We start from the raw sequence: 21633 nt of genomic DNA, 5'->3' as shown, positions 1-21633 counted from the left end.
TTTTCTCAATTCCATTTGAACCAACGGGTGGCTGCGCCGCCGGCGATCGCCGTCCAGAGCAGCAGGACAAGTACCGGGACAGGGCTGACTGTCCCCGACAGGAAGGCTTCCCTCATGGCCTGTCCCAGGGCGCCGGAGGGGAGGAACTGGACGATCGACTCCAGCAGGGCGGGCAGCCGCTCGGCCGGGATCACGATCCCGCCGAGGGCACCGAGCAGGATCCACAGCAGATTGGTGATCGCGAGGGTCGCCTCCGGGCGTACGGTCCCGGCGACAAGCAGGCCCAGCGCGGTGAAGGCCGCCGCACCGAGCACCAGCAGCGCCAGCCCCGGGACCCAGCCCAGCGGATCCGGCTGCCAGCCCAGCACCAGGGCCACGGCCGTGACCACCAGCACCTGCAGCGCCAGGACCGCGAGTACCGCGAGTACCTTCCCGGCGATCAGACCGGTGCGCCCCAGGGGAGTGGTGGAAAGGAACCGCAGGACCCCGTAGCGGCGGTCAAAACCGGTGGAGATGCCCTGGCCGGTGAAAGCGGTGGACATGGCGCACAGCGCCAGGATCCCCGGCACGGCAACGTTGATCCGGCTCGCTCCGAACCCGTCCAGCAGGGGCATCACGGTCAGGCCCACCATGGCCAGCAGCGGCAGCACAACCGCCAGGATCAGCTGTTCGCCGTTCCGGAGCATGGTGATCGTCTCGTACTTGCCCTGCAGCACGATGCGCCGCAGCAGCGGGGCCGGGGCGCTGCCGAGGGGGCGGGCCGGCGCGGCGCTGCCGGGCGGTGCGCTGCCCAGGGCGGCACTGTCGCGGGTCATCGGATCTCCCTTCCGGAGATGTCGAGAAAGACGTCCTCAAGGCTGCGGGCTTCAAGGCTCAGCGAGCGGGGCATGATTCCCCGCGCCGCCCACCACGCGGTGATCGCCGCGAGGTCCGCGGCCGTCAGCGCGCCGGTGGCGGCGTAGCTGCCGGCCCGCGCCTCGGTGACGTTGACGCCGTCGGGGAGCACCCCGGTGAAATCCAGTCCGGGGTCGGCCTCGAACAGCAGCGTGCGGATGTGCTGCTCCCCGGCCTCCGGCGGGAGGGGGTGCTGCAGGAGCTGCGCGACCGTCCCCTCGGCGACATTGCGGCCGGCGTCGATGATGTACACGTAGTCGGCGAGGCGCTGGGCGTCGTCCATGAGGTGGGTGGTCAGGACGATCCCCATCCCGCGGTTCCGGAGTTCGGAGATGAGCTCGAACACGAGTTGGCGCGACTGCGGGTCCAGGCCGGCGCTCGGCTCGTCCAGGAAGAGGACCTCGGGGTTGCCCACCAGCGCGGCCGCGAGCGCGAGCCGCTGCTTCTGCCCGCCGGACAGCCGCCGCACGGACGTCCGGCTGAAGGTATCGATGCCCAGGCGCTCGATCAGCTCCCCGACCGGCCACGGGTCCTGGTACATCCCGGCAATATGCTTAAGCAGGGGAATGGGACGGGCCGACGGCGGCAGCCCGCCGTCCTGCAGCATCACCCCGACACGGGCCCGCAGTCCGGCCCCCGCGGTGTCCGGGTCCTCACCGAGGAGGCTGATGCTGCCGTGCGTGCGTTTCTGCAGACCCTGCGCGCACTCGATGGTGGTGGTTTTGCCCGCGCCGTTGGCCCCCAGCAGGGCCGTGACCTGTCCACGCTCGGCGACGAGGGAAAGGCCGCTGACCACGCGCAGCATTTTGCCGTCGAGGGTGGGCAGCGGCCCAACATCCTTGACTAGCCCGCTGATGGACAGGACGGGGGATTCGGGGGATCGCACCACAGCATTCTACGGGATGTAGTACGCCCGGGTCCGGCCGGCGGCCGGACCCGGGCCGGGGAACGGCTCGCGGCGGCGGCTGAGGCTGCCGCTCCCGCTCCCGCTCCCGCCGGGGGGCGAGGATAGCCATGCCTTACTGGCCCGCGGGACTAAATTACGACATGATTGTGTTGTGTATTCCATGAGCCCCTCAACTTCTGTCGCGCCTGCCGGGCGCGGCCGCCTGCGTGCGGCGCCGGGCGCCACGGTGCCAGCGGGATCAGCGGCAGCGGGATCCGTGGCAGCCCAAGCGGCCACCGCCTTCCCGGCGGTTGACGCCGAAGAGCGCACCCGGGACCGCGTGCTGAACGCTGTACTGGAACACGGCCCCATCAGCGCCGCCGAACTCGGCGACCTGCTGGGGTTCACACCCGCCGCTGTCCGGCGGCACCTGGACCACCTCTCCCGCAGCGGCGTGATTGAGGTCAAGCGCGCAGCCCGTGCCGGTGCCGGTGCAGGGCGTCCCGCCCGCCGCTATGTCCTCAGCTCCCAGGGCCAGTCCACGCTGGGCAACGACTACCTGGACATCGCCACCCTGGCCCTGCAGCGCCTCGGCGAAATGGCCGGGCCCGACGCCGTGCGGCAGTTCGCCGTCGAACGCTTCGGCGAGATGGAACGCCGCTACGCGCCGGAAATCGACGCCGCCGGCCCGGACATCACTGCCCGCGCCCAGGCGCTGTCCGAGGCGCTGAGCCGCGACGGGTTCGTGGCCTCCACGACGTCGATCGAGGCCAAAGCCCCCCTCCCGGCGGCGCTCTCCAGTGTCCAGCTCTGCCAGGGACACTGCCCCATTCAGCAACTGGCCGCGCAGTTCCCGGTGTTCTGCGACGTCGAGACCGACGTGTTCTCCCGGCTGGTGGGCGTCGACGTCCGCCGGCTCTCCACGCTGGCACGCGGCGGGCACGTCTGCACCACCCACATACCTACAGGCCGTCCGGCGGCCAAGGGGCCTCACAGCCCCGCAACCACCCCGGACAGCCTGGACGAAGTATCCAACCATCTGCAAGAAAGGCCGTGATGACGGACCAACTATCAGAGAAGAAGGTTGCTGAATCCACTGTGATTTCGGAGATTCTGGAAAAGAATCCCGAGCTCCACGGAATCGGAACCTATGAGTACGGCTGGTCCGACAAGAACGACGTCGGAGCCAACGCCCGCCGCGGCATCAACGAGGACGTCGTCCGCGACATCTCGGCCAAGAAGAGTGAGCCGAAGTGGATGCTGGACCTGCGCCTCAAGGGTCTGAAGTACTTCGACCGCAAGCCCATGCCGACCTGGGGCGCCGACCTCTCCGGCATCGACTTCGACAACATCAAGTACTTCGTGCGGTCCACGGAAAAGCAGGCCAACACCTGGGAAGACCTTCCCGAGGACATCCGGAACACGTACGAGAAGCTGGGCATCCCGGAAGCCGAGCGCAGCCGCCTCGTCTCCGGTGTCGCCGCCCAGTACGAGTCCGAGGTCGTTTACCACCAGATCCGCGAGGACCTGGAACAGCAGGGCGTCATCTTCCTGGACACGGACACCGCGCTGCGCGAGCACCCGGAGATCTTCCAGGAGTACTTCGGCACCATCATCCCGGTCGGCGACAACAAGTTCGCTTCGCTGAACACGGCTGTCTGGTCCGGCGGTTCCTTCGTGTACGTCCCCAAGGGCGTCCACGTGGACATCCCCCTGCAGGCCTACTTCCGCATCAACACGGAAAACATGGGCCAGTTCGAGCGCACGCTGATCATCGCGGACGAGGACTCCTACGTCCACTACATCGAGGGCTGCACCGCGCCGATCTACACCTCGGATTCGCTGCACTCCGCCGTGGTGGAAATCATCGTGAAGAAGGGCGCCCGCGTCCGCTACACGACCATCCAGAACTGGTCCACCAACGTGTACAACCTGGTTACCAAGCGCGCCATCTGCGAAGAAGGCGCCACGATGGAGTGGATCGACGGCAACATCGGCTCCAAGGTCACCATGAAGTACCCGGCCGTCTACCTCGTCGGCGAGGGCGCCAAGGGCGAGACCCTGTCCATCGCGTTCGCGGGCGAAGGCCAGCACCAGGACACCGGCTCGAAGATGGTCCACATCGCGCCGAACACCAAGAGCTCAATCGTCTCCAAGTCCGTGGCCCGCGGCGGCGGCCGCGCCGCCTACCGCGGCCTGGTCCAGGTCCGCGAGGGCGCCAAGCACTCGGCCAACACGGTCCGCTGCGACGCGCTCCTGGTGGACACCATCAGCCGTTCGGACACGTACCCCTACATCGACATCCGCGAAGATGACGTCACGATGGGGCACGAGGCCACGGTCTCGCGGGTCAGCGAAGAGCAGCTGTTCTACCTGATGTCCCGCGGCATGCGCGAAGACGAGGCCATGGCGATGATCGTCCGCGGCTTCATCGAGCCGATTGCCCGTGAGCTGCCGATGGAATACGCCCTCGAGCTGAACCGCCTGATTGAACTGCAGATGGAAGGATCGGTCGGTTAATGACTGACATCACTACTGAAAAGGCCCGCATTGGCGCGCCCTCAGCCAAGCCGTTCATCAACGGCTTCACCGAGGAAGGCGAAAGCCTTTCACCGCTGAACGCCGCAGAGTCCAAGTCCCCGCTCGCCGGCGAAGCCGTCAAGCGGCACTCGCACGGCGGCGGCGTCGGCGTTCCGGACAGCTCACGCGCCGGACGCCTGACCTCCTACAAGCTCGCGGACTTTAAGCCGCTGACCGGCATGGAGGAGGACTGGCGCTTCACCCCGCTCAAGCGCCTCCGCGGCCTGCACACCCAGGTCCTCAACGGCACCGCACCGTCCGTGGGCGTCACCGCCCCGGACAGCGTCACCGTTGAGACCGTCGGCCGTGACGACCGCCGGATCGGCTCCGCCGCGATCCCCGAGGACCGCGTCTCCGCGAACGCCTGGGAGAACTTCACCGAAGCCACCGTCATCACGGTCCCGGCCGAGGTCCAGGTCGACGGCGAGGTCAGCGTCCTGCTGACCGGCCAGGGCACCGAGGCCTCCGCCCAGCACGTGGTGATCGTCGCGGAGAAGTTCTCCAAGTCCGTCGTGGTCCTGGACCACCAGGGCACCGCCGTCGTGTCGGAGAACATCGAGATCCTCGTGGAGGACGGCGCGCAGCTCACCGTCATCTCGCTCCAGGAATGGAACGACGACGCCGTGCACGCATCCTCCCAGCAGGTCAAGCTCGGCCGCGACGCCAAGTTCAAGCACATCGTCGTCAGCCTCGGCGGCGACCTGGTGCGCGTCACCCCGTCGGCCCGTTTCACCGCCCCGGGCGCCGAAGTGGAACTGTTCGGACTGTACTTCGCCGACGCCGGCCAGCACCTGGAGCAGCGCCTCTTCGTGGACCACGCCGTCGCGAACTGCAAGTCCAACGTCCTGTACAAGGGTGCCCTGCAGGGCCGCAACGCGCACACCGTCTGGGTGGGTGACGTCCTGATCCGCAAGGAGGCAGAAGGCACCGACACCTATGAGGCCAACCGCAACCTGGTCCTCACCGACGGCGCTCGCGCCGACTCGGTACCGAACCTGGAAATCGAGACCGGCCTGATCGCCGGCGCCGGCCACGCCAGCGCCACCGGACGGTTCGATGACCAGCACCTGTTCTACCTGATGGCCCGCGGCATCCCGGAAAAGGTGGCCCGCCGCCTGGTGGTCCGCGGCTTCCTGAACGAGATCATCCAGAAGATCAACGTTCCCGCCATCGAAGAGCGCCTCACGGCCGCCGTCGAGCGCGAACTCGCGGCAACGGACAACTAGTGCGCAGCACTAGGGAACACGGAAGCATCAATGACTGAACAGCCAAGTGGAGAGCTCGTCTGCAACGCCAGTGAGATCCAACTCAAGCAGGCGCTGCGGATCCTGGTCGACGACTACCCTGTCGCGATCGTGAAGGACTCGATGGGCGAGATCCACGCCATCGGCGACACGTGCTCGCACGCGGACATCTCCCTCTCCGAGGGTGAGGTGGAAGGCTGCATGATCGAGTGCTGGGGCCACGGCTCCCAGTTCGATCTGCGCAGCGGCGAGCCGCTCCAGCTGCCGGCCTATGATCCTGTCCCTGTCTTCGCCGTGACCGTATTGGATGACGAGGTCTACGTGGACTTCACCAACGTCGTGAACGGCGCCGCGGCCCCGAACTTCAGCTAGCTGCCCGCAGCCGGCAACCCGCACAACAGAACTTATCGACAAGAAACCGCACAGTGCCGGAGGGCACGGTGCAGAGGAGAACAAGGCACATGTCTACTCTTGAGATCAAGGACCTGCACGTCAGCATTGACACCGAGCAGGGCACGAAGGAAATCCTGAAGGGCGTCAGCCTGACCATCCGGACCGGCGAAACCCACGCCATCATGGGCCCGAACGGTTCCGGCAAGTCCACCCTGGCGTCCACCATCGCCGGGCACCCGCGCTACAACGTCACCTCCGGCACCATCACGCTGGACGGCGAGGATGTCCTGGCGATGAGCGTGGACGAGCGCGCCCGCGCCGGCCTGTTCCTGGCCATGCAGTACCCCGTCGAGGTTCCCGGCGTCAGCATGACGAACTTCCTGCGGACCGCCAAGACGGCCATTGACGGCGAAGCACCCAAGCTGCGGACCTGGACCAAGGACGTCAAGGCCGCCATGGCCCAGCTGCGCATCGACGCCGACTTCACCCAGCGCAACGTCAACGAGGGCTTCTCCGGCGGCGAGAAGAAGCGCGTCGAGATCCTCCAGCTGGAGCTGTTCAAGCCCAAGTTCGCCGTCCTGGACGAGACCGACTCCGGCCTGGACGTCGACGCGCTCAAGGTCGTCTCCGAGGGCGTCAACCGCGCCCACGCCGAGGGCAACATGGGCACCCTGCTCATCACGCACTACACCCGGATCCTGCGCTACATCAAGCCGGAGTTCGTGCACGTGTTCGTTGATGGCCAGGTAGTGGAAGAGGGCGGCCCGGAGCTCGCCGACCGTCTCGAAGAAGAAGGCTACGACCGCTACGCCACCGGCGCGGGAGCAGCCACCATCGCTGCCGCGTCCGCTGCAGCACAGGCCTAGTTAGGACTTGGCAATGACCGAACTCAATGTGGCCCGCACGGGCCTCGAGGATGTCGAAGAAGCGCTCAAGGATGTCATCGACCCTGAACTGGGCGTGAACATCGTTGACCTGGGCCTGCTGTACGGCCTGAAGTACTCGGATGACGACGGCGCCCTGCTGATCGACATGACGCTCACCACGGCCGCCTGCCCGCTCACCGATGTGATCGAGGAGCAGGTCGGCAAGGCCCTGGACGGGGTCGTCGACGAATGGCGCCTCAACTGGGTATGGATGCCGCCGTGGGGTCCGGAGCGGATCACCGAGGACGGCCGCGACCAGATGCGCGCGCTGGGCTTCAACATCTAGCTCCCCACCGCCTCCCTTGCGGCGGAGGCCCGTGACATGAGACGGCGGCCGGTCACCTTCCACGGAAGGTGACCGGCCGCCGTCGTCGTTCATCGATTGCTCCGCAACCGCCCTTTAGACAGCCCATAACGGCAGTTACGGAGCAGCGGACGGGGTTACGGGGTGGCGACGCCGAACGTGTCGCACTGGTTGATGTCGCCGGTCTTGTAGCCCTGGTAGAACCACTTCTGGCGCTGCGCGCTGGAGCCGTGGGTCCAGGCCTCCGGGGACACCCGGCCGGTCGCAGCCTCCTGGATCCGGTCATCACCGACGGCCGAGGCGGCGGACAGGGCATCCTGCAGGTCCTTTTCCGTCAGCGGATCCAGGAAGGGCAGCCCGGTCTGCGGGTCCTCCTGGGTCGTGGCGTAGCGAACCCACAGGCCGGCGTAGCAGTCAGCCTGCAGTTCCACGCGGACGGCACCGGATTCCGGTCCCTGCGGGTCCTGCTGGGCCCGGTCCAGGTTGCCGAGCACATTCTGGATGTGGTGGCCAAACTCGTGGGCCACCACATACTCCTGCGCCAGCGGCCCGCCGGAGGACCCGAAGCGGTCCACGAGGTCCTGGAAGAAGCCCGGGTCGAAGTACGCGGTGGAGTCGGCCGGGCAGTAGAACGGTCCCACTTCCGAGGTCGCGGCGCCGCAGCCGGTGCCGGTACCCCCTTCGAAGATCACGGTGCCGGGCTGCGGGTATTCCCGGTCGTACTGGGCCAGGTAGGCGGGCCAGAAGGCGTTCAGGCTGTTGACCGTGCCGGTGATGCGGCAGTCGAGCCGGGCGTCGGCGTCGGCGCCGGTGGTGCAGGCCGGGGCGGTGCCCTGGCCCTGCGATCCGGAGTCCTGCGTGCTGCCGGCCAGGCCCTCCAGCAGGCCCGGATTGATGCCGAGCAGGGAAGCGATCAGCAGGATAATGCCGCCGCCGAGGCCGATCCCGACTTTTCCGCCGCGGCCCATGCCGCGCCGGTCCTGAACCTGCGAGGGGTCCAGCTGGACGTTGTCATTGAAACTCATGCTGTCACAATATCGCGTCCCTGCTTTCAGGCCGCCCCTGCCCGGTAAAGTTGGTTTGATGCCTTTTCTCGACAGACTCCAGCACTGGGCCGATGACCGCCCCGACAGGACCGCCGTCGTCGTGGCCGGGCAGCGCCTGAGCTGGGAAGAGCTGCGGGACACCGCCGCCGGCCTGGTGCCGGGCATGCCCGCCGTGACCGTGCTGTCCGAGGAAAACTCGCTGCACTTCGCCGCAGCGTTCACGGCCGCCGTTGCGGGTGAGCGGCAATGCGCCGTGCTGGACCCGACCTGGCCGCAGCCGCTGCAGGACAGCATCAGGGACCGGATCCGCGGGACCGTGGTGACTGTGCCGGAGGCCGCGTCCGTGACGGAACTCGTCGACGGGCTCCCGGACTCGCCGTTCCTGATCGGGCTGACGTCCGGAACCACCTCTGTCCCCAAGGCCTTCAGCCGCTCGCGCCGGTCCTGGCGGCTGTCCTTCGACGCGTCGGTGGAATTCTTCGGCCTGTCCGCGGACGACAGGACCCTGGCACCCGGACCCCTTGCGGCCAGCCTGAATCTCTACGCCCTGGCCGAATGCCTCTACGCCGGATCGGAGTTCCACACCCTGGCCCGGTTCGACGTCGGCGCCGCCCACGCCGCCGTCAGCCACGACGGCATCACCCGGCTGGTCCTTGTCCCCACGATGCTGCGGATCCTCAGCGAACGGGGACTGAGCGGCGGGGTCGACGCCTCGGGCATCCGCAGCATCATCTGCGCCGGCTCAAAACTGGACGCCCGGACCCTGGAAGCCGCCCGCCGCTGGGCGCCCAACGCGACCATCTTCGAGTACTACGGCGCCTCGGAGCTCAGTTTCGTCTCCGGCGCCGGACTCCCGCCCGGGCAGCAGCCCGAACAGCGCGGCACCGGAATCGGGAAGCCGTTTCCCGGCGTCGAGATCCGCATCCTCGACGACGGCGGAGCCCAGCTGCCGGACGGCACTGACGGCAACATCTGCGTCCGCAGCGGGATGGTCAGCGACGGCTACCTCTGGGGCGACGACGGCCAGGCCCTGCAGAGCTTCGACGGCTGGCACACGGTGGGGGACCAGGGCTACCTCGACGGCGGGACCCTGCACATGCTCGGCCGCCGCTCGGACATGATCATCACCGCCGGCACCAACGTCTACCCGCATGAGGTCGAGCTGGCGCTGGCCTCGGTTCCCGGGGTGGCCGCCGCCGTGGCCGCAGGCCTCGCGGACGATCTGCGCGGCCAGAAGGTCGTCGCCGGCATCGTCCCTTCACACGGCGGGGTGACCGCCACCCAGCTGAAGGCTGGCGTCGAGGACGTGCTGGCCCGGACCAAGCGGCCGCTGGAGTACTTCGCCCTGGCCGAACTTCCCGTGACGGACCGCGGCAAGCTCAGCCGGGAGCTGCTGCTCGACTGGATTGCCCGCGGAGACCCCCGGATCCGGCGCCTTGGCTGAGACCCATCCGCGGAGTCTCCCCGACGACCGGCAGCCGGTCATCATCGCCGCCCGGCGCACCCCGGTCTGCCGGGCCCACGGCGCCCTGGAGACTCTGCACGCCCACGAGCTGCTGGCCCCCGTGCTCCGCCGCCTTCTCAGCGACACCGGCGTGGCCCCGGCGTCGGTCGCGGATGTGGTGATCGGCAACGCCGTCGGCGGGGGCGGGAACGTCGCCCGGCTCGCGGCCCTCGAGGCAGGCCTGCCGGTCAGCGTCCCCGGCCTCACGGTGGACCGGCAGTGCGGGTCCGGGCTTGACGCGATTGCCCTGGCCTCCCGGCTCGTGGCCGCCGGCGGCGGCGGCGTGTACCTGGCCGGCGGAGTGGAAAGCATCAGCACGGCACCGCTCCGGGCCCGCCGGGACGCCGGCGGGGCCCCGGAATTCTTCGCGCGGGCGCAGTTCGCACCGCTGGGCCTTGGCGATCCGGACATGGGAGTGGCCGCCGAAAATGTGGCCGCCCGCTTCGGCATCAGCCGGGAACGGCAGGATGCGCTGGCGCTGCGCAGCCACCGGCGCGCCCTGGCGTCCGCCGCGGCGGGCTTCTTCGACGCCGAGATCGTCCCGCTGCCCGGGGTGTCCGGACCGGACGGCCCCCGCACGGTCAGCGCCGACGACGGGCCGCGGCGTGGGTTGACCGCAGCCGTGCTGACCCGGTTCCCTCCGGTGTTCACCGCCGGCGGGACCGTCACCGCCGGGAATTCCTGCTTCGACGCGGACGGTGCCGCCGCCGTCGTGATCACCTCGGTGGAGCGCGCCCGCGAACTGGGCGCCACCGACGGACTCCTCGTGCGGGGCACGGACACGGCGGGCGTGGACCCGCAGCTGCTGGGCATCGGGGCGGCTACGGCGGCCCACCGCCTGCTGGAATCCAGCGGCGTCGCGGCCGCGGAACTGGGCCTGGTCGAATTCAACGAGGCGTTCGCATCCCAGACCCTCGCGTGCCTGGACCGGCTGGGCATTCCCCCGGAACGCGCCAACATCGACGGCGGCGCCCTGGCCCTGGGGCACGCCTACGGGGCGTCCGGCGCGGTGCTCATCACGCGGCTGCTGGCCCAGGCACGCCGCAGCCCGGCCGAGGGGCAGCTGGTGCTGGCACTGATCAGCATCGCCGGGGGAATGGGAACCGCCGCGCTGCTGGAGTACCGGAGCTTCTCCTAGCTAGTCTCCTGGCACCGGGGAACATGCTCAGCCCTGGGCCCGGCCAGTGGACATAGTGGGGTTATATCCAGCGTTCGCGCGCTGGGGAGGACATGTCCAGTGGTCCCGCGGCGTCGGAGCCCCAGACCCAGACCCGCACCACCGCAACGGGGGAACATGCTCAGCCCTGGGCCCGGCCAGTGGGCATAGTGGGGTTATATCCCAGCGTTCGCGCGCTGGGGAGGACATGTCCAGTGGTTCCGCGCAAGATCGAAAGGCCGAAACCGCGCGGTCTGGTGGACCAGTGGCTTCGATATGGAACCGCAGCCCGGGGAAATGCACCTCTAGCTAGCGGCTGACCAAGGCCCGCAACAGCTTGACCGCAACGGACAATGCTGCGATGTCCACCGGGCCCGGCTTGATGGCCTCCTTGATGGTTTCCTGGATCCTGGCGAGTTGTTCGATGTTTTCGCGTTCCCAGGCGACGATGCGCTCCACTGGATCGGTTCCGGGGGCGGCGGGGCGTGGTGTATTCCGCACAACAGCCTTCGTCATGCCGGCAAGGACCAAATACAAATCGTCCCGAAGCGCCGCCCGCGCGAGGGCCTGCCAATGGGTTTCCCGCGGCAGCGCAGTGATGTGTTCAAGAATGGGGATCGCAGAGATCCGCTCGAAGACGGCAAAGTACACTTCAGCCACGGTGTCCACGGGCTCTTGGAGCTCTTCCGATATGGCAGAGATGTCCAGAAGGCCATAGCTGACCAGGATCTCGGAGGCACGCACGCCCAAGTCATGGGGCAGGCCGACGGCGTCGGTGTGGGCCAGACGGATCACCGCATGCTGCAGATTCACGCCGTGAAGGAAGCTGCCAAACTTTGGGCGCAGAAGCGACATGGGGGGCTCGAGCCGGGCCATTGCATCGGCGATTGGCTTGTCCCGGAAATCGTGGTTGACATACCACCGTGTCGAGCGGTCCAGCGTGCGGCGCATGTCGAGTGCCACGGCAGACCCGTGCTCGCTGGGGATGCTTGCCGGCAGCTGTGCGAGGGCTTCGGTGATTGAGTCAAAGTCCCAGATCTTACGCATGACCACGAACCCGCGGGCCACGGCGGCCGCCGATACCGTGGTCTCCTCCATTGCCCGGAAGGCGAAGGCAATGCCCCCCAGATTGATCATGTCGTTGGCAATGACAGTGGCTACGATCTGCCGCCGCAGCGGATGCGTGGACAGCTCCTCCCCGAACCGCTCCGATAGCTGGCGCGGAAAGTAGTCGTGCAGCGTCCCGGAGAACCAGGGGTCATCGGCCAGTCCGCTGAGTGTGAGTTCCCTGGCCAGCTCGATCTTGGCATACGCGGCCAGCACGGAGAGCTCCGGAGATGTCAGGCCTGCACCGGTCTGCAGACGGGTGTGCAGTTGCTCCGTGCTGGGCAGGCATTCAAGGTTCCTGTCCAGGTCCGTCACGGCGTCCAGCCAGTCCATGGTCCGCTCAAAGCTCGGGCTCCAGTGAAGCACCAGCTGGCGGTCGTTGAAGAGGAGTGCGTTCTGGTCCACATTGGTTTTCAGGACCAAGCGTGCGACTTCCTCCTGAAGGGAGTGCAGGAAGCCTGTCCTTTCGTCCGGGGACATCCTTCCCGCGGCGATCATCCGGTCGAGGAAGATCTTGATGTTCACTTCGTGGTCCGAACAGTCCACGCCGGCGGAGTTGTCGATCGCATCGGTGTTCAGCAGGACCCCGCCCAGTGCGGCCTCTATCCTGCCTCGCTGGGTGATGCCAAGGTTGCCGCCCTCGACGATGATCCTGGTCCTCAGTTCAATGGCGTTGACACGGATGGGATCGTTGGCCTTGTCTCCCACGTCCGCGTGGGTCTCGCTGGAGGCCTTGACGTAGGTGCCGATGCCTCCGTTGTAGAGCAGGTCCACGGGGGACAGAAGGACGGCTTTGAGCAGCTCCGGCGGGCTCATCGCCGTCGTTCCCGGTGCCAGCCCCAGCGCAAGGCGCACCGCTTCGGTGATCTCGATCGACTTCTCCCGTCGTGAGAACACGCCGCCGCCCGCGCTGATTTTGGAGACGTCGTAGTCGGCCCAGGAGGAGCGGGGAAGCCCGAACAGCCGCTGCCGCTCCGCATAGGAGGCGGCCGGATCGGGGCTCGGGTCCAGGAAGATGTGTCGGTGGTCGAACGCCGCCACTAACAGGATGTGGCGGGAGAGCAGCATCCCGTTGCCGAACACGTCGCCGCTCATATCGCCGATGCCCACTACCGTGAAGTCCTCGGCCGTGGAGTCGATGAGCAGCTCGCGGAAATGGTGCCGGACCGCCTCCCAGGCGCCGCGTGCGGTGATGCCCATCTGCTTGTGGTCATAGCCCGCCGAGCCGCCCGAGGCGAAGGCATCGCCGAGCCAGAATCCGTACTCGAGGGCCAGGGCGTTGGCGATGTCCGAGAACGCGGCTGTCCCCTTGTCGGCGGCCACCACCAGGTAGTAGTCATCGCCATCGTGCCGGACCACCCGCTCGGGCGGCACCACCCGTTCGGTGGACCCGCCGCCGCCGTCGAGGGATGTGAGCAGATTGTCAGTGATGTCCAGCATGCCGCGGATGAAGATCCGGTAGCTCTCCTGGCCCTCCGTCAACCAGGCCGTCCGATCCGTGGCGGGGTCGGGCAGCCGCTTCGGATAGAAACCCCCCTTGGCACCCGTTGGCACGATCACGGCGTTCTTGACGGTCTGCGCTTTGACGAGTCCCAGGATCTCCGTCCGGAAGTCCTCCCGGCGGTCGGACCAGCGAAGCCCGCCGCGGGCCAGGGAGCCAAAGCGCAGATGCACCCCTTCAACCCGGGGCGAATAGACCCAGATTTCGTATTTTGGCCGGGGAGCAGGTGCGACGGGGACGCCGGAGAGGTTGAGCTTGAAGCTGAGGTAGGGCTTGTTCAGATAGTAATTGGTGCGCAGCGTGGCCTCGACAAGACTCGCGAAGGACCGCAGCAGACGGTCGGCGTCCAGGACCGGCACGGCGTCAATGGCAGCCGTCAGCTCACTCCGGGCGGAGTCCATGTCACTGAGGCGGGATGGCTGGTCGAGATCCGGATCAAACTTTGCCTCGAACAGTGCAAGGAGTGCGCGCGTGGCCCGGACATTCGCCCGCAGCGTGTCCGCCATGAAGCCGTAGGAGTTGGTGGTTCCGAGCTGCTGCAGGTACTTCGCGTAGCCGCGCAGGATGACTGTCTGGCGCCATCCGATTCCTTCCCTGATGACCAGTGCGTCAAAGGTGTCGGACTCGATGTCTCCTCTCATCGCGGCGCAAAACGAGTCGGCAAGAAGCCCGCTGGTGCCCAGGGGGTCCACGCCGGAGGGGTATTTCAGCCCCAGGTCGTACAGGGAGAAGGTGCGGCCATCGGCACGCCGGACGTCGAAGGGCCGTTGGTCGAGCACCTCGAGCCCCAGGTTGTGGAAGAACGGCAGAATCTGCGTCAGGCTCTGCGGCCGTGTCAGATAGAGGCGGATCCGGGCGTCCTCGGCCAGCACCGCAGTCCCCGGGCGCACGTAGACGGAAAGCAGCGGGTCATCGGGGTTCCTGCCGTCCGGCCCGTCAAAGCTCTCGAATTTGATAATGTCCTCGACGGCATCCTCCACCTCGTAGTCAGCCTTGTAGCTTGCCGGAAACGCCCGGGCCCACTGCATGGACAGCCGGGTGGCGTCGCCAACGGGGAATCTGTGCTGCAGAGCCTCGTCCAAGCCCTCGGCCCATGACCTCGTGGCAGCGATGATGCGCAGCTCCAGTGCTGAGGCGTCGACGGCGGCCCGTCCTCCGCCCGGGAGCAGGACCCGGAAAAACACGCGGGCCATGGCCGACTCGCTGAGACGAAGTTCGAACTCCACGGCTTTCGAGTTGAAGGCCTCGCGCAGTTCCCGCTCGATGTTGAGCCTGACCGCCGTGCTGTAGCGGCGGCGGGGGAGGAAAACCAGGGCGGACATGAAGCGTCCATAGGAATCGGGCCTGAGGAACAGCCGGGTGCTGTGGCGTTCCTGGAGGCGCAGGATTTCGCGCATGTGGCCGGCCAGGTCGTCCGCGTCGATGTGGAAGAGCTCTTCACGGGGATAGTCCTCGATGGTGGCCAGCAGTCCCTTGCCGGCATGGGAACTGGGCGGGAATCCGAAGCGGTCCAGTACCGTGGCCACCTTGTCCCGGATGATCGGAATCTGAAGCACGGACCGGCTTGCAGCGCTCGGGGCGAAAAGGCCAACAAAGCACGCTTCCACGGTGGGATTGCCGGCCATGTCAAACGTCAGGAGGCTGACTTCGTCCAAGTAGGCGTCCCGGAGGACTGTGGAACGGATGCCTGCCTTCGTGAGGGCCAGGGCCGGTCCCCGTGCCCCCGGCATGGCGGAGCCTTGCAGCGGCCGGCTCTGCTCCCGGTGCCGGAGGAGCCCGAGCCCGGGCCCCGGCCGCGCCGCGAGGACCCGCAGTCCGTCGTCGTCGTCCAGGCCATACCCGCGGTACCCGAGAAATAGGAAGTTGTCGTCGTCCAGCCAGAGCAGCAAATCCTTGGTCTCCTGCACTGTTGCGTCGCTGGCCGCAGCCGCGTTGGCATCCAGGGCGGCAATTTCCGCAGTCAGATGCCGGTGGATGGCTGCGGAATCCTCGGCGGCCGCCCGAACATCGGCCAGGACCGCCTGGAGATTTAGAGTGAGCCGGTCGGCGCTGGCCTGGTCCGGCAGCCTGGCGATTTCGACGGCGATCCAGGCCTCCGCGCAGCTCAAATCTCCATTGGATTCAGGCCGTGACGGCATCGCTGAAGGCTCGTTTCCCACCGGCCAGGCAGTGCGCAGCGGTACCGGCTGGATGTCCACGAGCCTGTTCGTTCCGCGGGCCCTGCCAACGGTGAAGATGGGGTGGACCAGCAAGCGTATGGCGGCATTGTCACGGGCCAGTGCCGCCGTGACGGAGGGAAGCAGATACGGCATGTCCTCAGCCACGATTGCCACCACGCTGGCGTCCGCTTCACTCAGCACTCCGATGACGGCCTGGCCCGGGCCCCGGGTAGCGGCCAGCGAACGATGGTATTCTGCACGGTTCCGGAGCGATTCGGCAGTGTAGTTCCGCAGGTCGTCGTCGGCCACATGCTCGTAGTAGTCCGTCAGGAACGTGTCCGTGTCGTCAGCGGAGGGGTTCACCGGGGCATGGTCTGCAGGGCCGGTTCTTGGGGACATTGCGTTGCGCCTCCATCGCGCAAGGAGAGGCCGTGTTGCTGCGGTCGCCGGAACCTCGCGCCTGCTTTCATGATGGCTGGCGCGGGGCAGGCAGTCCACCCCTGCGGGGACAAGCAAAACGATCAGCAAGCCGAGACGTGATGGCGGGATTCGAACCCGCGTGCGCTGCTTTTCAGGGCAGCTCCGGCCAGTAGATCTGACCGGCCGCGTCTTCGGCCAAAGTCTTGCGTGGATAGGGTCGCAGGTCCCGCCGGCCGCGAAACGGCGGTGCCGCTTCCACACCGTCTGCCACGGACCGAACTCCGCCGGTGCGGTGAGCTCCAGCTCAAGGAGGATCCTTCCGATGCGCCGAAAGACCGCGAGCTCGTTGGCCAGGACGACACCCGCGCCAATTCCGCAGGCGTCAGTCGCCGTGGACGGCGCTCTGTTTCGCTTCCGAGCGGTCCAGGTAGGCCAGCAGCATGTCCCCGGCGCGGTCCAGGTCGCCGGCTTCCAAGGCCGCGCAGATCTCCTCGTTGTCGTCGAGGTAGCCGCGGTAGAAGTGCGCATCCAGCGTGGCTTTGTGGAAGAACAGGCGCATTTCGGCGAGGACCTGGGACATGATCGTGTCCAGCCGGCGGCTTTCCGCCAGCGCCACTATGGCGCCGTGAAAGTGCTGGTTCGCGGTGCCCAGGGCTTCCTCGTCGCCGGCAGCCGCCGCGGCTTTGCCTTCCTCGACCGCGGCACGGACGGCTGCCACCCGCTCCGGGCTGCCGCCGGTCCTGATCGCACTGACCTCGATGGCGCGGCGCACGGTGTAGACGTCATGGACGTCCCCCGGTCCCAGGCTGGCAACGAAGACGCCACGGTTGGGCAGCCGGACCACCAGCCGCTCCGCCGCGAGTTCGGCAAAGGCTTCCCGGACGGAATTGCGGGACACGCCGAGGTCCTCCGCGATGGTCGATTCGGTCAGTCGTGCGCCAGGCAGGAGCACCCCTTCCGCCAGTTGCAGGCGGAGCTCCGCAGCCACCCGGTCCGCCACCGAGGGAACCGTCACGCGCAGCCGCGCCGCCGATGCAACCTGCGCTGTTGCCTGGGCTCGGGTTCCCGCATCGGAAGTCGTCATGGTGCCGAATCTACACGATTGTTCCAATATTTAATTGTCAGATTGTTGAACAATCGGCCGAAGTGATGCATCCTTAGTAGGGGGCTATCATGAGACGAGGATCACAAATGGCAACCATCGACCTGAACAGCGACGTCGGCGAGTCTTTCGGACGCTGGACCCTGGGTGACGACACGGCGATGTTCCGCTCGGTGTCCAGTGCAAACGTGGCTTGCGGATTCCACGCGGGAGACCCCAGCGTCATCCGCCAGACCTGCCGCGAGGCAGTTGCCGCCGGCGTCGTGATCGGCGCCCACGTCGGTTACCGCGACCTCGCCGGCTTTGGCCGCCGCTTCCTGGACATCGATCCGAAAGAACTGGCCGACGACGTCGTCTACCAGATCGGCGCGCTGCAGGCACTGGCCGCCGTCGAGGGCGGCACGGTCCGGTACGTGAAGCCACACGGCGGGCTCTACAACACGATCGTGGCGCACGCCGCCCAGGCGCAAGCCGTCGTCGACGCCGTGAAGTCCGTGGACCCGAACCTGCCGATCATGGGCCTGCCGGGCTCGGAAGTGCTGCGCCTCGCCGAAGCCGCCGGCCTCCGCGCGGTCACCGAAGCCTTCGCCGACCGCGCCTACAACCCGGACGGAACCCTCGTATCCCGTACGCTCCCCGGAGCCGTGCTGGAGGACCTCGCTCTCGTCACTGAGCACGTCCTCCGGATGGCCACCGATTCCGCCGTCCGCACCATCGACGGCTCCATCCTGAAAATCAGCGCGGAGAGCATCTGCGTCCACGGCGATTCCCCGGGAGCCGTCACCATGGCCGCCGCCGTCCGCGAAGCGCTCCACGCCGCGGGCATCACCACCGCCGCGTTCGTCTAGCAGACGCTTCACCGCTTCACACCCCGGTTCCGCCGGGCCCATCCCGCACGGACACCCGTGCAACAGGCAGCACCCCGCACACCTGGAGGAAAACCATGACTGCAGCACCCCATCAGGCCACCCCGGCCGCCGGCAAGAGGAGGATCCCGCCCGGTGCCCTCAAGGCCTACGTCGCGAGCCTCACCGGCACTTCGCTGGAGTACTACGACTTCGCGATCTACTCCGTGGCCTCGGCCCTGGTGTTCCCCAAGGTTTTCTTCCCGGGCAACGACGAATACGTCGGGCTGCTGCTGTCCTTCTCGACCTTTGCGGTGGGCTACCTGGCCCGTCCCATCGGCGGCGTGATCTTCGGCCGGCTCGGTGACAAGATCGGCCGCAAGCACGTCCTCGTGACCACCCTGCTGCTGATCGGCATCGCGACCGTGGTGATCGGCGCGCTCCCGGGCTACGCCACCATCGGTATAGCCGCACCCATCATCCTCGTGCTGCTGCGCCTGGCCCAGGGCATTGGCGTCGGCGGCGAATGGGGCGGTGCCGTCCTGCTCTCCAGCGAATTCGGCGACCCCCGGAAGCGCGGCTTCTGGTCCTCCGCCGCGCAGATCGGCCCGCCCGCCGGCAACCTGATGGCCAACGGCGTCCTGGCCGTACTCGCCGCGACCCTCAGCAACGAAGACTTCCTCTCCTGGGGCTGGCGCGTGGCCTTCCTCGCCTCCGCCGTCCTGGTGGGCTTCGGCCTGCTGATCCGGCTCAAGCTCGAGGAAACCCCCGTCTTCAAGGCCATCCAGGCCCACGGCGAACAGCCCAAGGCCCCCATCAAGGAGGTCTTCACCAAGGAGCCGCGCGCCCTCGTATCCGCCGCCCTGTCCCGCATCAGCCCGGACGTGCTGTACTCCCTGCTCACCGTCTTCATGGCCGTCTACGCCACCAAGCAACTGGGCATGAGCACCAGCAACGTCCTGACCGCCATCCTGATCGGCTCCGCCTTCCAGCTGGTCCTGATCCCCGCGGCGGGCGCCCTCACGGACCGCATCAACCGCCGCCTCGTCTACGGCATCGCCGCGGTCGGCACCGCGCTGTACATCCCACTGTTCTTCGTCATGATCCAGGACAAGTCGGTCCTCACGCTGACCATCGGCATCGTGATCGGGCTGGCCTTCCACGCCTTCATGTACGGCCCGCAGGCCGCCTACATCACCGAACAGTTCCCGGCCCGGCTGCGCTACGCGGGCAGCTCGCTGGCCTACACCCTCGCCGGCGTCATCGGCGGCGCCATCGCTCCGCTGGTCTTCACCGCCCTCTTCGCCGCCACCGGGAACTGGTTCCTGATCGCCGGCTACCTCGCGGTCGCCTCGATCGTGACCGTCGTCGGCCTGGCCATCGGGCGCAACCCGCACACCGACGAAGAAGAGCGTCTCCTGCAGGATTCCCACGCCTGAACGGCGCGGACAACCGGATGATTGAGGCAGCCATGGAAGCACTGACAGTGCATAAGGTCCGCTCGGTGCGGCCCGTGGGAACCCGCGCGGTGCTCGCGGAGCTTTCCGGAACGCAGGACGTGCTGGCCCTGCAGGCCATGCTCCTCGAGGCACCGCTTCCGGGGCAGCAGGATGTCCTGGCGGCCGCCGAGACCGTAATGGTCAGGGCGGACTCGCCCGCAGCGGCCCGGCGCATCGGAAGAACCCTCCTTGAGCTGGAGCTCACCGCGCCGGCGGAGCAGGGCGGCGGCCTGGTGGTTATAGAGACCGTGTACGACGGCGAGGATCTCGCCGAAGTGGGGACGCTGACCGGCCTCGGCACTGATGGTGTGATCGCAGCCCATACCGGTCAAGTCTGGACGGTGGCGTTCGCCGGCTTCGCGCCCGGCTTCGGATACATGATCGGGGAGAACCAGGTGCTCGAAGTTCCCCGCCGGAGTTCACCGCGCACCGCCGTCCCCGCGGGGTCGGTGGCCCTGGCCGGAAACTATTCGGCGGTATACCCGCGCAGGTCCCCGGGAGGCTGGCAGCTGATCGGCCGCACGGGCGCCCGCATGTGGGACCTCAACCGTGCCGAGCCGGCGCTGGCAAGCCCCGGACACCGCGTGCAGTTCCGCGCGGTCCGGGACGCTGTGACCCTTACCCCGGAACCGGACGCTGCTGCTTCGACGGAAGCGGAGCAGCAGGCACAAGAGGCCGGTTCCGGGCTCCGTGTTCTATCGCCCGGAATCCACAGCCTCATCGAGGACCTTGGCCGGCAGGGCCACTCCGCCCTTGGCGTCTCTGCCGCCGGGGCGCTGGACCGGGCCTCGCTCCGCAGGGCCAACCGCCTGGTGGGCAACGGCCCGTCCGCCGCCGCCATTGAAACCGTGGCCGGCGGCCTCAGGGTGCAGGCCGTAGGAGACCAGGTCCTGGCCGTCGCCGGGGCGCCGTCGGAGCTGACTGTCGTCTCGCCGTTGGACACCGCTGAACAGTCTGACGCTGCTGACTCGACCGGCCGGGGGGAGTCCCGCCGGCAACGCACGGTCCCGATGGCCACGCCGTTCGCCCTGCTCGACGGTGAAATCCTCAGCATCGGCGCTCCCGAAGCAGGGTTCCGGAGTTACCTTGCCGTCCGCGGCGGCGTGGACGCCACCCCGGTACTGGGCAGCCGATCCACCGACACCATGTCCGGGATCGGCCCGGCACCTCTGGCCGCCGGACAGCTGCTCGCCTCCGGCGATGTGGTGGACTCCGGTGTCGTGGGAAGCCCCGAACTTCAGCCCGATTTTCCCCGTGACGGGGTCACCGTGCTGGACATCATCCCTGGCCCGCGCGCCGACTGGTTCGATCAGGCGGCCCTTGACTCATTGTGCGGCCAAGACTGGGAGGTCAAGCCGCAGTCCAACCGGGTAGGCATGAGGCTGCAGGGGAAGCCCCTGCAACGCAGCCGGGCCGGCGAACTCCCCAGCGAAGGAACAGTAGCGGGCGCCATCCAGATCCCGCCGGAGGGACTGCCCGTGCTCTTCCTTGCCGACCACCCCATCACCGGCGGCTACCCCGTCATCGGCGTCGTGGTGGACCACCAACTGGACCTCGCAGCCCAGGTGCCCATTGGCGGAAGCATCCGCTTCCGCCCCGCACCCCCTGCAGAACGAACTGCCCCCGAACCAGCTGTCGCCTCACAGGCCGACTCCCGAACGAAAAGCGAGTAACTGATGCGCAAGGTCCTGATTGCCAACCGCGGTGAAATCGCCGTCCGCATTGCCCGTGCCTGCAACGACGCGCAGCTGGAATCCGTCGCCGTCTACGCGGACATCGACGCCGATGCCATGCACGTCGCCGCCGCCGACGAGGCCTACGCCCTGGGCGGCAACTCCCCGGCCGACACCTACCTGAGCATCGGAAAGTTGCTCAGCGTGGCGGCCGAGTCCGGGGCGGACGCGGTCCACCCCGGGTACGGCTTCCTGTCCGAGAATGCCGATTTTGCCCAGGCAGTGCTGGATGCCGGCCTCACCTGGATCGGACCCAGCCCGGACGCCATCCGGCTGCTCGGCAACAAGATCACCGCCCGCGAAACCGCCGTCCGCGCCGGCGCCCCGCTGGTCG

At 67.7% G+C, this 21633-nt stretch carries 17 protein-coding genes, 1 tRNA gene and 1 pseudogene; 12 read left to right on the top strand and 7 right to left on the bottom strand.

Features of this window, described 5'->3' with window-relative positions:
* Positions 1-5 precede the first annotated feature (5 nt).
* Positions 6-815, bottom strand: coding sequence for an ABC transporter permease (locus ACZYZ5_RS14945; RefSeq protein WP_463902666.1), 810 nt, complete (start codon positions 813-815; stop codon positions 6-8).
* The gene (locus ACZYZ5_RS14940) at positions 812-1780 is read right to left on the bottom strand and encodes an ABC transporter ATP-binding protein (RefSeq protein WP_463902664.1); all 969 of its coding nucleotides are present in this window, start codon (positions 1778-1780) and stop codon (positions 812-814) included. The genes ACZYZ5_RS14945 and ACZYZ5_RS14940 overlap by 4 nt, the downstream gene beginning before the upstream one ends.
* 172 nt (positions 1781-1952) lie before the next feature.
* On the opposite strand from ACZYZ5_RS14940, the gene ACZYZ5_RS14935 reads away from it, so the two are divergent.
* The 6 genes from ACZYZ5_RS14935 to ACZYZ5_RS14910 all read left to right on the top strand — a co-directional run bounded on the left by ACZYZ5_RS14935 (position 1953) and on the right by ACZYZ5_RS14910 (position 7209).
* Positions 1953-2837: a helix-turn-helix transcriptional regulator gene (locus ACZYZ5_RS14935; RefSeq protein ID WP_463902663.1), complete on the top strand. Its 885-nt coding sequence runs from the start codon at positions 1953-1955 to the stop codon at positions 2835-2837.
* Positions 2837-4300: a Fe-S cluster assembly protein SufB gene (gene sufB / locus ACZYZ5_RS14930; RefSeq protein ID WP_282379218.1), complete on the top strand. Its 1464-nt coding sequence runs from the start codon at positions 2837-2839 to the stop codon at positions 4298-4300. Before ACZYZ5_RS14935 ends, sufB begins: the two co-directional genes overlap by 1 nt.
* Positions 4300-5586: a Fe-S cluster assembly protein SufD gene (gene sufD / locus ACZYZ5_RS14925; RefSeq protein WP_463902662.1), complete on the top strand. Its 1287-nt coding sequence runs from the start codon at positions 4300-4302 to the stop codon at positions 5584-5586. The genes sufB and sufD overlap by 1 nt, the downstream gene beginning before the upstream one ends.
* A gap of 30 nt (positions 5587-5616) precedes the next feature.
* Positions 5617-5976, top strand: coding sequence for a non-heme iron oxygenase ferredoxin subunit (locus ACZYZ5_RS14920; RefSeq protein WP_463902661.1), 360 nt, complete (start codon positions 5617-5619; stop codon positions 5974-5976).
* Positions 5977-6065: 89 nt separating this feature from the next.
* Positions 6066-6863 carry a Fe-S cluster assembly ATPase SufC gene (sufC, locus tag ACZYZ5_RS14915; protein ID WP_463902660.1) on the top strand — a complete coding sequence of 266 codons (798 nt, stop codon included), beginning with the start codon at positions 6066-6068 and terminating at the stop codon, positions 6861-6863.
* A gap of 13 nt (positions 6864-6876) precedes the next feature.
* On the top strand, positions 6877-7209 hold the full coding sequence (locus ACZYZ5_RS14910) for a metal-sulfur cluster assembly factor (protein WP_056434018.1): 333 nt from the start codon (positions 6877-6879) through the stop codon (positions 7207-7209).
* 155 nt (positions 7210-7364) lie between these two features.
* Here ACZYZ5_RS14910 and ypfJ read toward each other — a convergent pair whose 3' ends face one another.
* Positions 7365-8252: a KPN_02809 family neutral zinc metallopeptidase gene (gene ypfJ / locus ACZYZ5_RS14905; RefSeq protein ID WP_463902659.1), complete on the bottom strand. Its 888-nt coding sequence runs from the start codon at positions 8250-8252 to the stop codon at positions 7365-7367.
* A 58-nt stretch (positions 8253-8310) separates the two neighbouring features.
* Here ypfJ and ACZYZ5_RS14900 point away from each other — a divergent pair, with 58 nt between their 5' ends.
* Both ACZYZ5_RS14900 and ACZYZ5_RS14895 read left to right on the top strand, forming a co-directional pair.
* A complete protein-coding gene (locus ACZYZ5_RS14900; protein WP_463902658.1) occupies positions 8311-9717 on the top strand; it encodes a class I adenylate-forming enzyme family protein in 1407 nt (468 codons plus the stop codon).
* Entirely contained in the window at positions 9710-10915 is a 1206-nt protein-coding gene (locus ACZYZ5_RS14895; protein WP_463902657.1) for a thiolase family protein, read from the top strand. The genes ACZYZ5_RS14900 and ACZYZ5_RS14895 overlap by 8 nt, the downstream gene beginning before the upstream one ends.
* Positions 10916-11242: 327 nt before the next feature.
* Here the strand turns inward: ACZYZ5_RS14895 and ACZYZ5_RS14890 are convergent, their stop codons facing one another.
* From ACZYZ5_RS14890 to ACZYZ5_RS14875, 4 genes and pseudogenes are all read right to left on the bottom strand, one after another.
* A complete protein-coding gene (locus tag ACZYZ5_RS14890) occupies positions 11243-16099 on the bottom strand; it encodes an NAD-glutamate dehydrogenase (RefSeq protein ID WP_463902753.1) in 4857 nt (1618 codons plus the stop codon).
* A 142-nt stretch (positions 16100-16241) separates the two neighbouring features.
* A tRNA-OTHER gene (locus ACZYZ5_RS14885) sits at positions 16242-16297 on the bottom strand.
* A gap of 21 nt (positions 16298-16318) precedes the next feature.
* A pseudogene (locus ACZYZ5_RS14880) lies at positions 16319-16408 on the bottom strand (IS5/IS1182 family transposase); the annotation flags it as partial.
* A 94-nt stretch (positions 16409-16502) separates the two neighbouring features.
* On the bottom strand, positions 16503-17204 hold the full coding sequence (locus tag ACZYZ5_RS14875) for a GntR family transcriptional regulator (protein ID WP_463902656.1): 702 nt from the start codon (positions 17202-17204) through the stop codon (positions 16503-16505).
* 107 nt (positions 17205-17311) lie between these two features.
* On the opposite strand from ACZYZ5_RS14875, the gene ACZYZ5_RS14870 reads away from it, so the two are divergent.
* The 4 genes from ACZYZ5_RS14870 to ACZYZ5_RS14855 form a co-directional block, all read left to right on the top strand.
* The gene (locus ACZYZ5_RS14870; protein ID WP_463902655.1) at positions 17312-18070 is read left to right on the top strand and encodes a LamB/YcsF family protein; all 759 of its coding nucleotides are present in this window, start codon (positions 17312-17314) and stop codon (positions 18068-18070) included.
* Between the two features lie 95 nt (positions 18071-18165).
* Positions 18166-19506, top strand: coding sequence for an MFS transporter (locus ACZYZ5_RS14865; protein WP_463902654.1), 1341 nt, complete (start codon positions 18166-18168; stop codon positions 19504-19506).
* Between the two features lie 32 nt (positions 19507-19538).
* A complete protein-coding gene (locus ACZYZ5_RS14860; RefSeq protein ID WP_463902653.1) occupies positions 19539-21239 on the top strand; it encodes a 5-oxoprolinase subunit B/C family protein in 1701 nt (566 codons plus the stop codon).
* 3 nt (positions 21240-21242) lie between these two features.
* Positions 21243-21633, top strand: a 391-nt coding sequence (locus tag ACZYZ5_RS14855) for a biotin carboxylase N-terminal domain-containing protein (protein WP_463902652.1), incomplete at its 3' end; no start/stop codon positions are given.

The sequence above is a fragment of the Pseudarthrobacter ribosi genome (assembly GCF_055412865.1).
The sequence above is the reverse complement of the archived record's forward strand: the minus strand, read 5'-3'. Positions and strand labels throughout refer to the sequence as shown.

What these genes read in the sequence shown, in the direction of transcription:
- ACZYZ5_RS14945 (WP_463902666.1), bottom strand. Translation starts at nt 815, where the DNA reads ATGACCCGCGACAGTGCCGCCCTGGGCAGCGCACCGCCCGGCAGCGCC.
- sufB (WP_282379218.1), top strand. Translation starts at nt 2,837, where the DNA reads ATGACGGACCAACTATCAGAGAAGAAGGTTGCTGAATCCACTGTGATT.
- sufD (WP_463902662.1), top strand. Translation starts at nt 4,300, where the DNA reads ATGACTGACATCACTACTGAAAAGGCCCGCATTGGCGCGCCCTCAGCC.
- ACZYZ5_RS14920 (WP_463902661.1), top strand. Translation starts at nt 5,617, where the DNA reads ATGACTGAACAGCCAAGTGGAGAGCTCGTCTGCAACGCCAGTGAGATC.
- sufC (WP_463902660.1), top strand. Translation starts at nt 6,066, where the DNA reads ATGTCTACTCTTGAGATCAAGGACCTGCACGTCAGCATTGACACCGAG.
- ACZYZ5_RS14910 (WP_056434018.1), top strand. Translation starts at nt 6,877, where the DNA reads ATGACCGAACTCAATGTGGCCCGCACGGGCCTCGAGGATGTCGAAGAA.
- ypfJ (WP_463902659.1), bottom strand. Translation starts at nt 8,252, where the DNA reads ATGAGTTTCAATGACAACGTCCAGCTGGACCCCTCGCAGGTTCAGGAC.
- ACZYZ5_RS14900 (WP_463902658.1), top strand. Translation starts at nt 8,311, where the DNA reads ATGCCTTTTCTCGACAGACTCCAGCACTGGGCCGATGACCGCCCCGAC.
- ACZYZ5_RS14890 (WP_463902753.1), bottom strand. Translation starts at nt 16,099, where the DNA reads ATGTCCCCAAGAACCGGCCCTGCAGACCATGCCCCGGTGAACCCCTCC.
- ACZYZ5_RS14875 (WP_463902656.1), bottom strand. Translation starts at nt 17,204, where the DNA reads ATGACGACTTCCGATGCGGGAACCCGAGCCCAGGCAACAGCGCAGGTT.
- ACZYZ5_RS14870 (WP_463902655.1), top strand. Translation starts at nt 17,312, where the DNA reads ATGGCAACCATCGACCTGAACAGCGACGTCGGCGAGTCTTTCGGACGC.
- ACZYZ5_RS14865 (WP_463902654.1), top strand. Translation starts at nt 18,166, where the DNA reads ATGACTGCAGCACCCCATCAGGCCACCCCGGCCGCCGGCAAGAGGAGG.
- ACZYZ5_RS14860 (WP_463902653.1), top strand. Translation starts at nt 19,539, where the DNA reads ATGGAAGCACTGACAGTGCATAAGGTCCGCTCGGTGCGGCCCGTGGGA.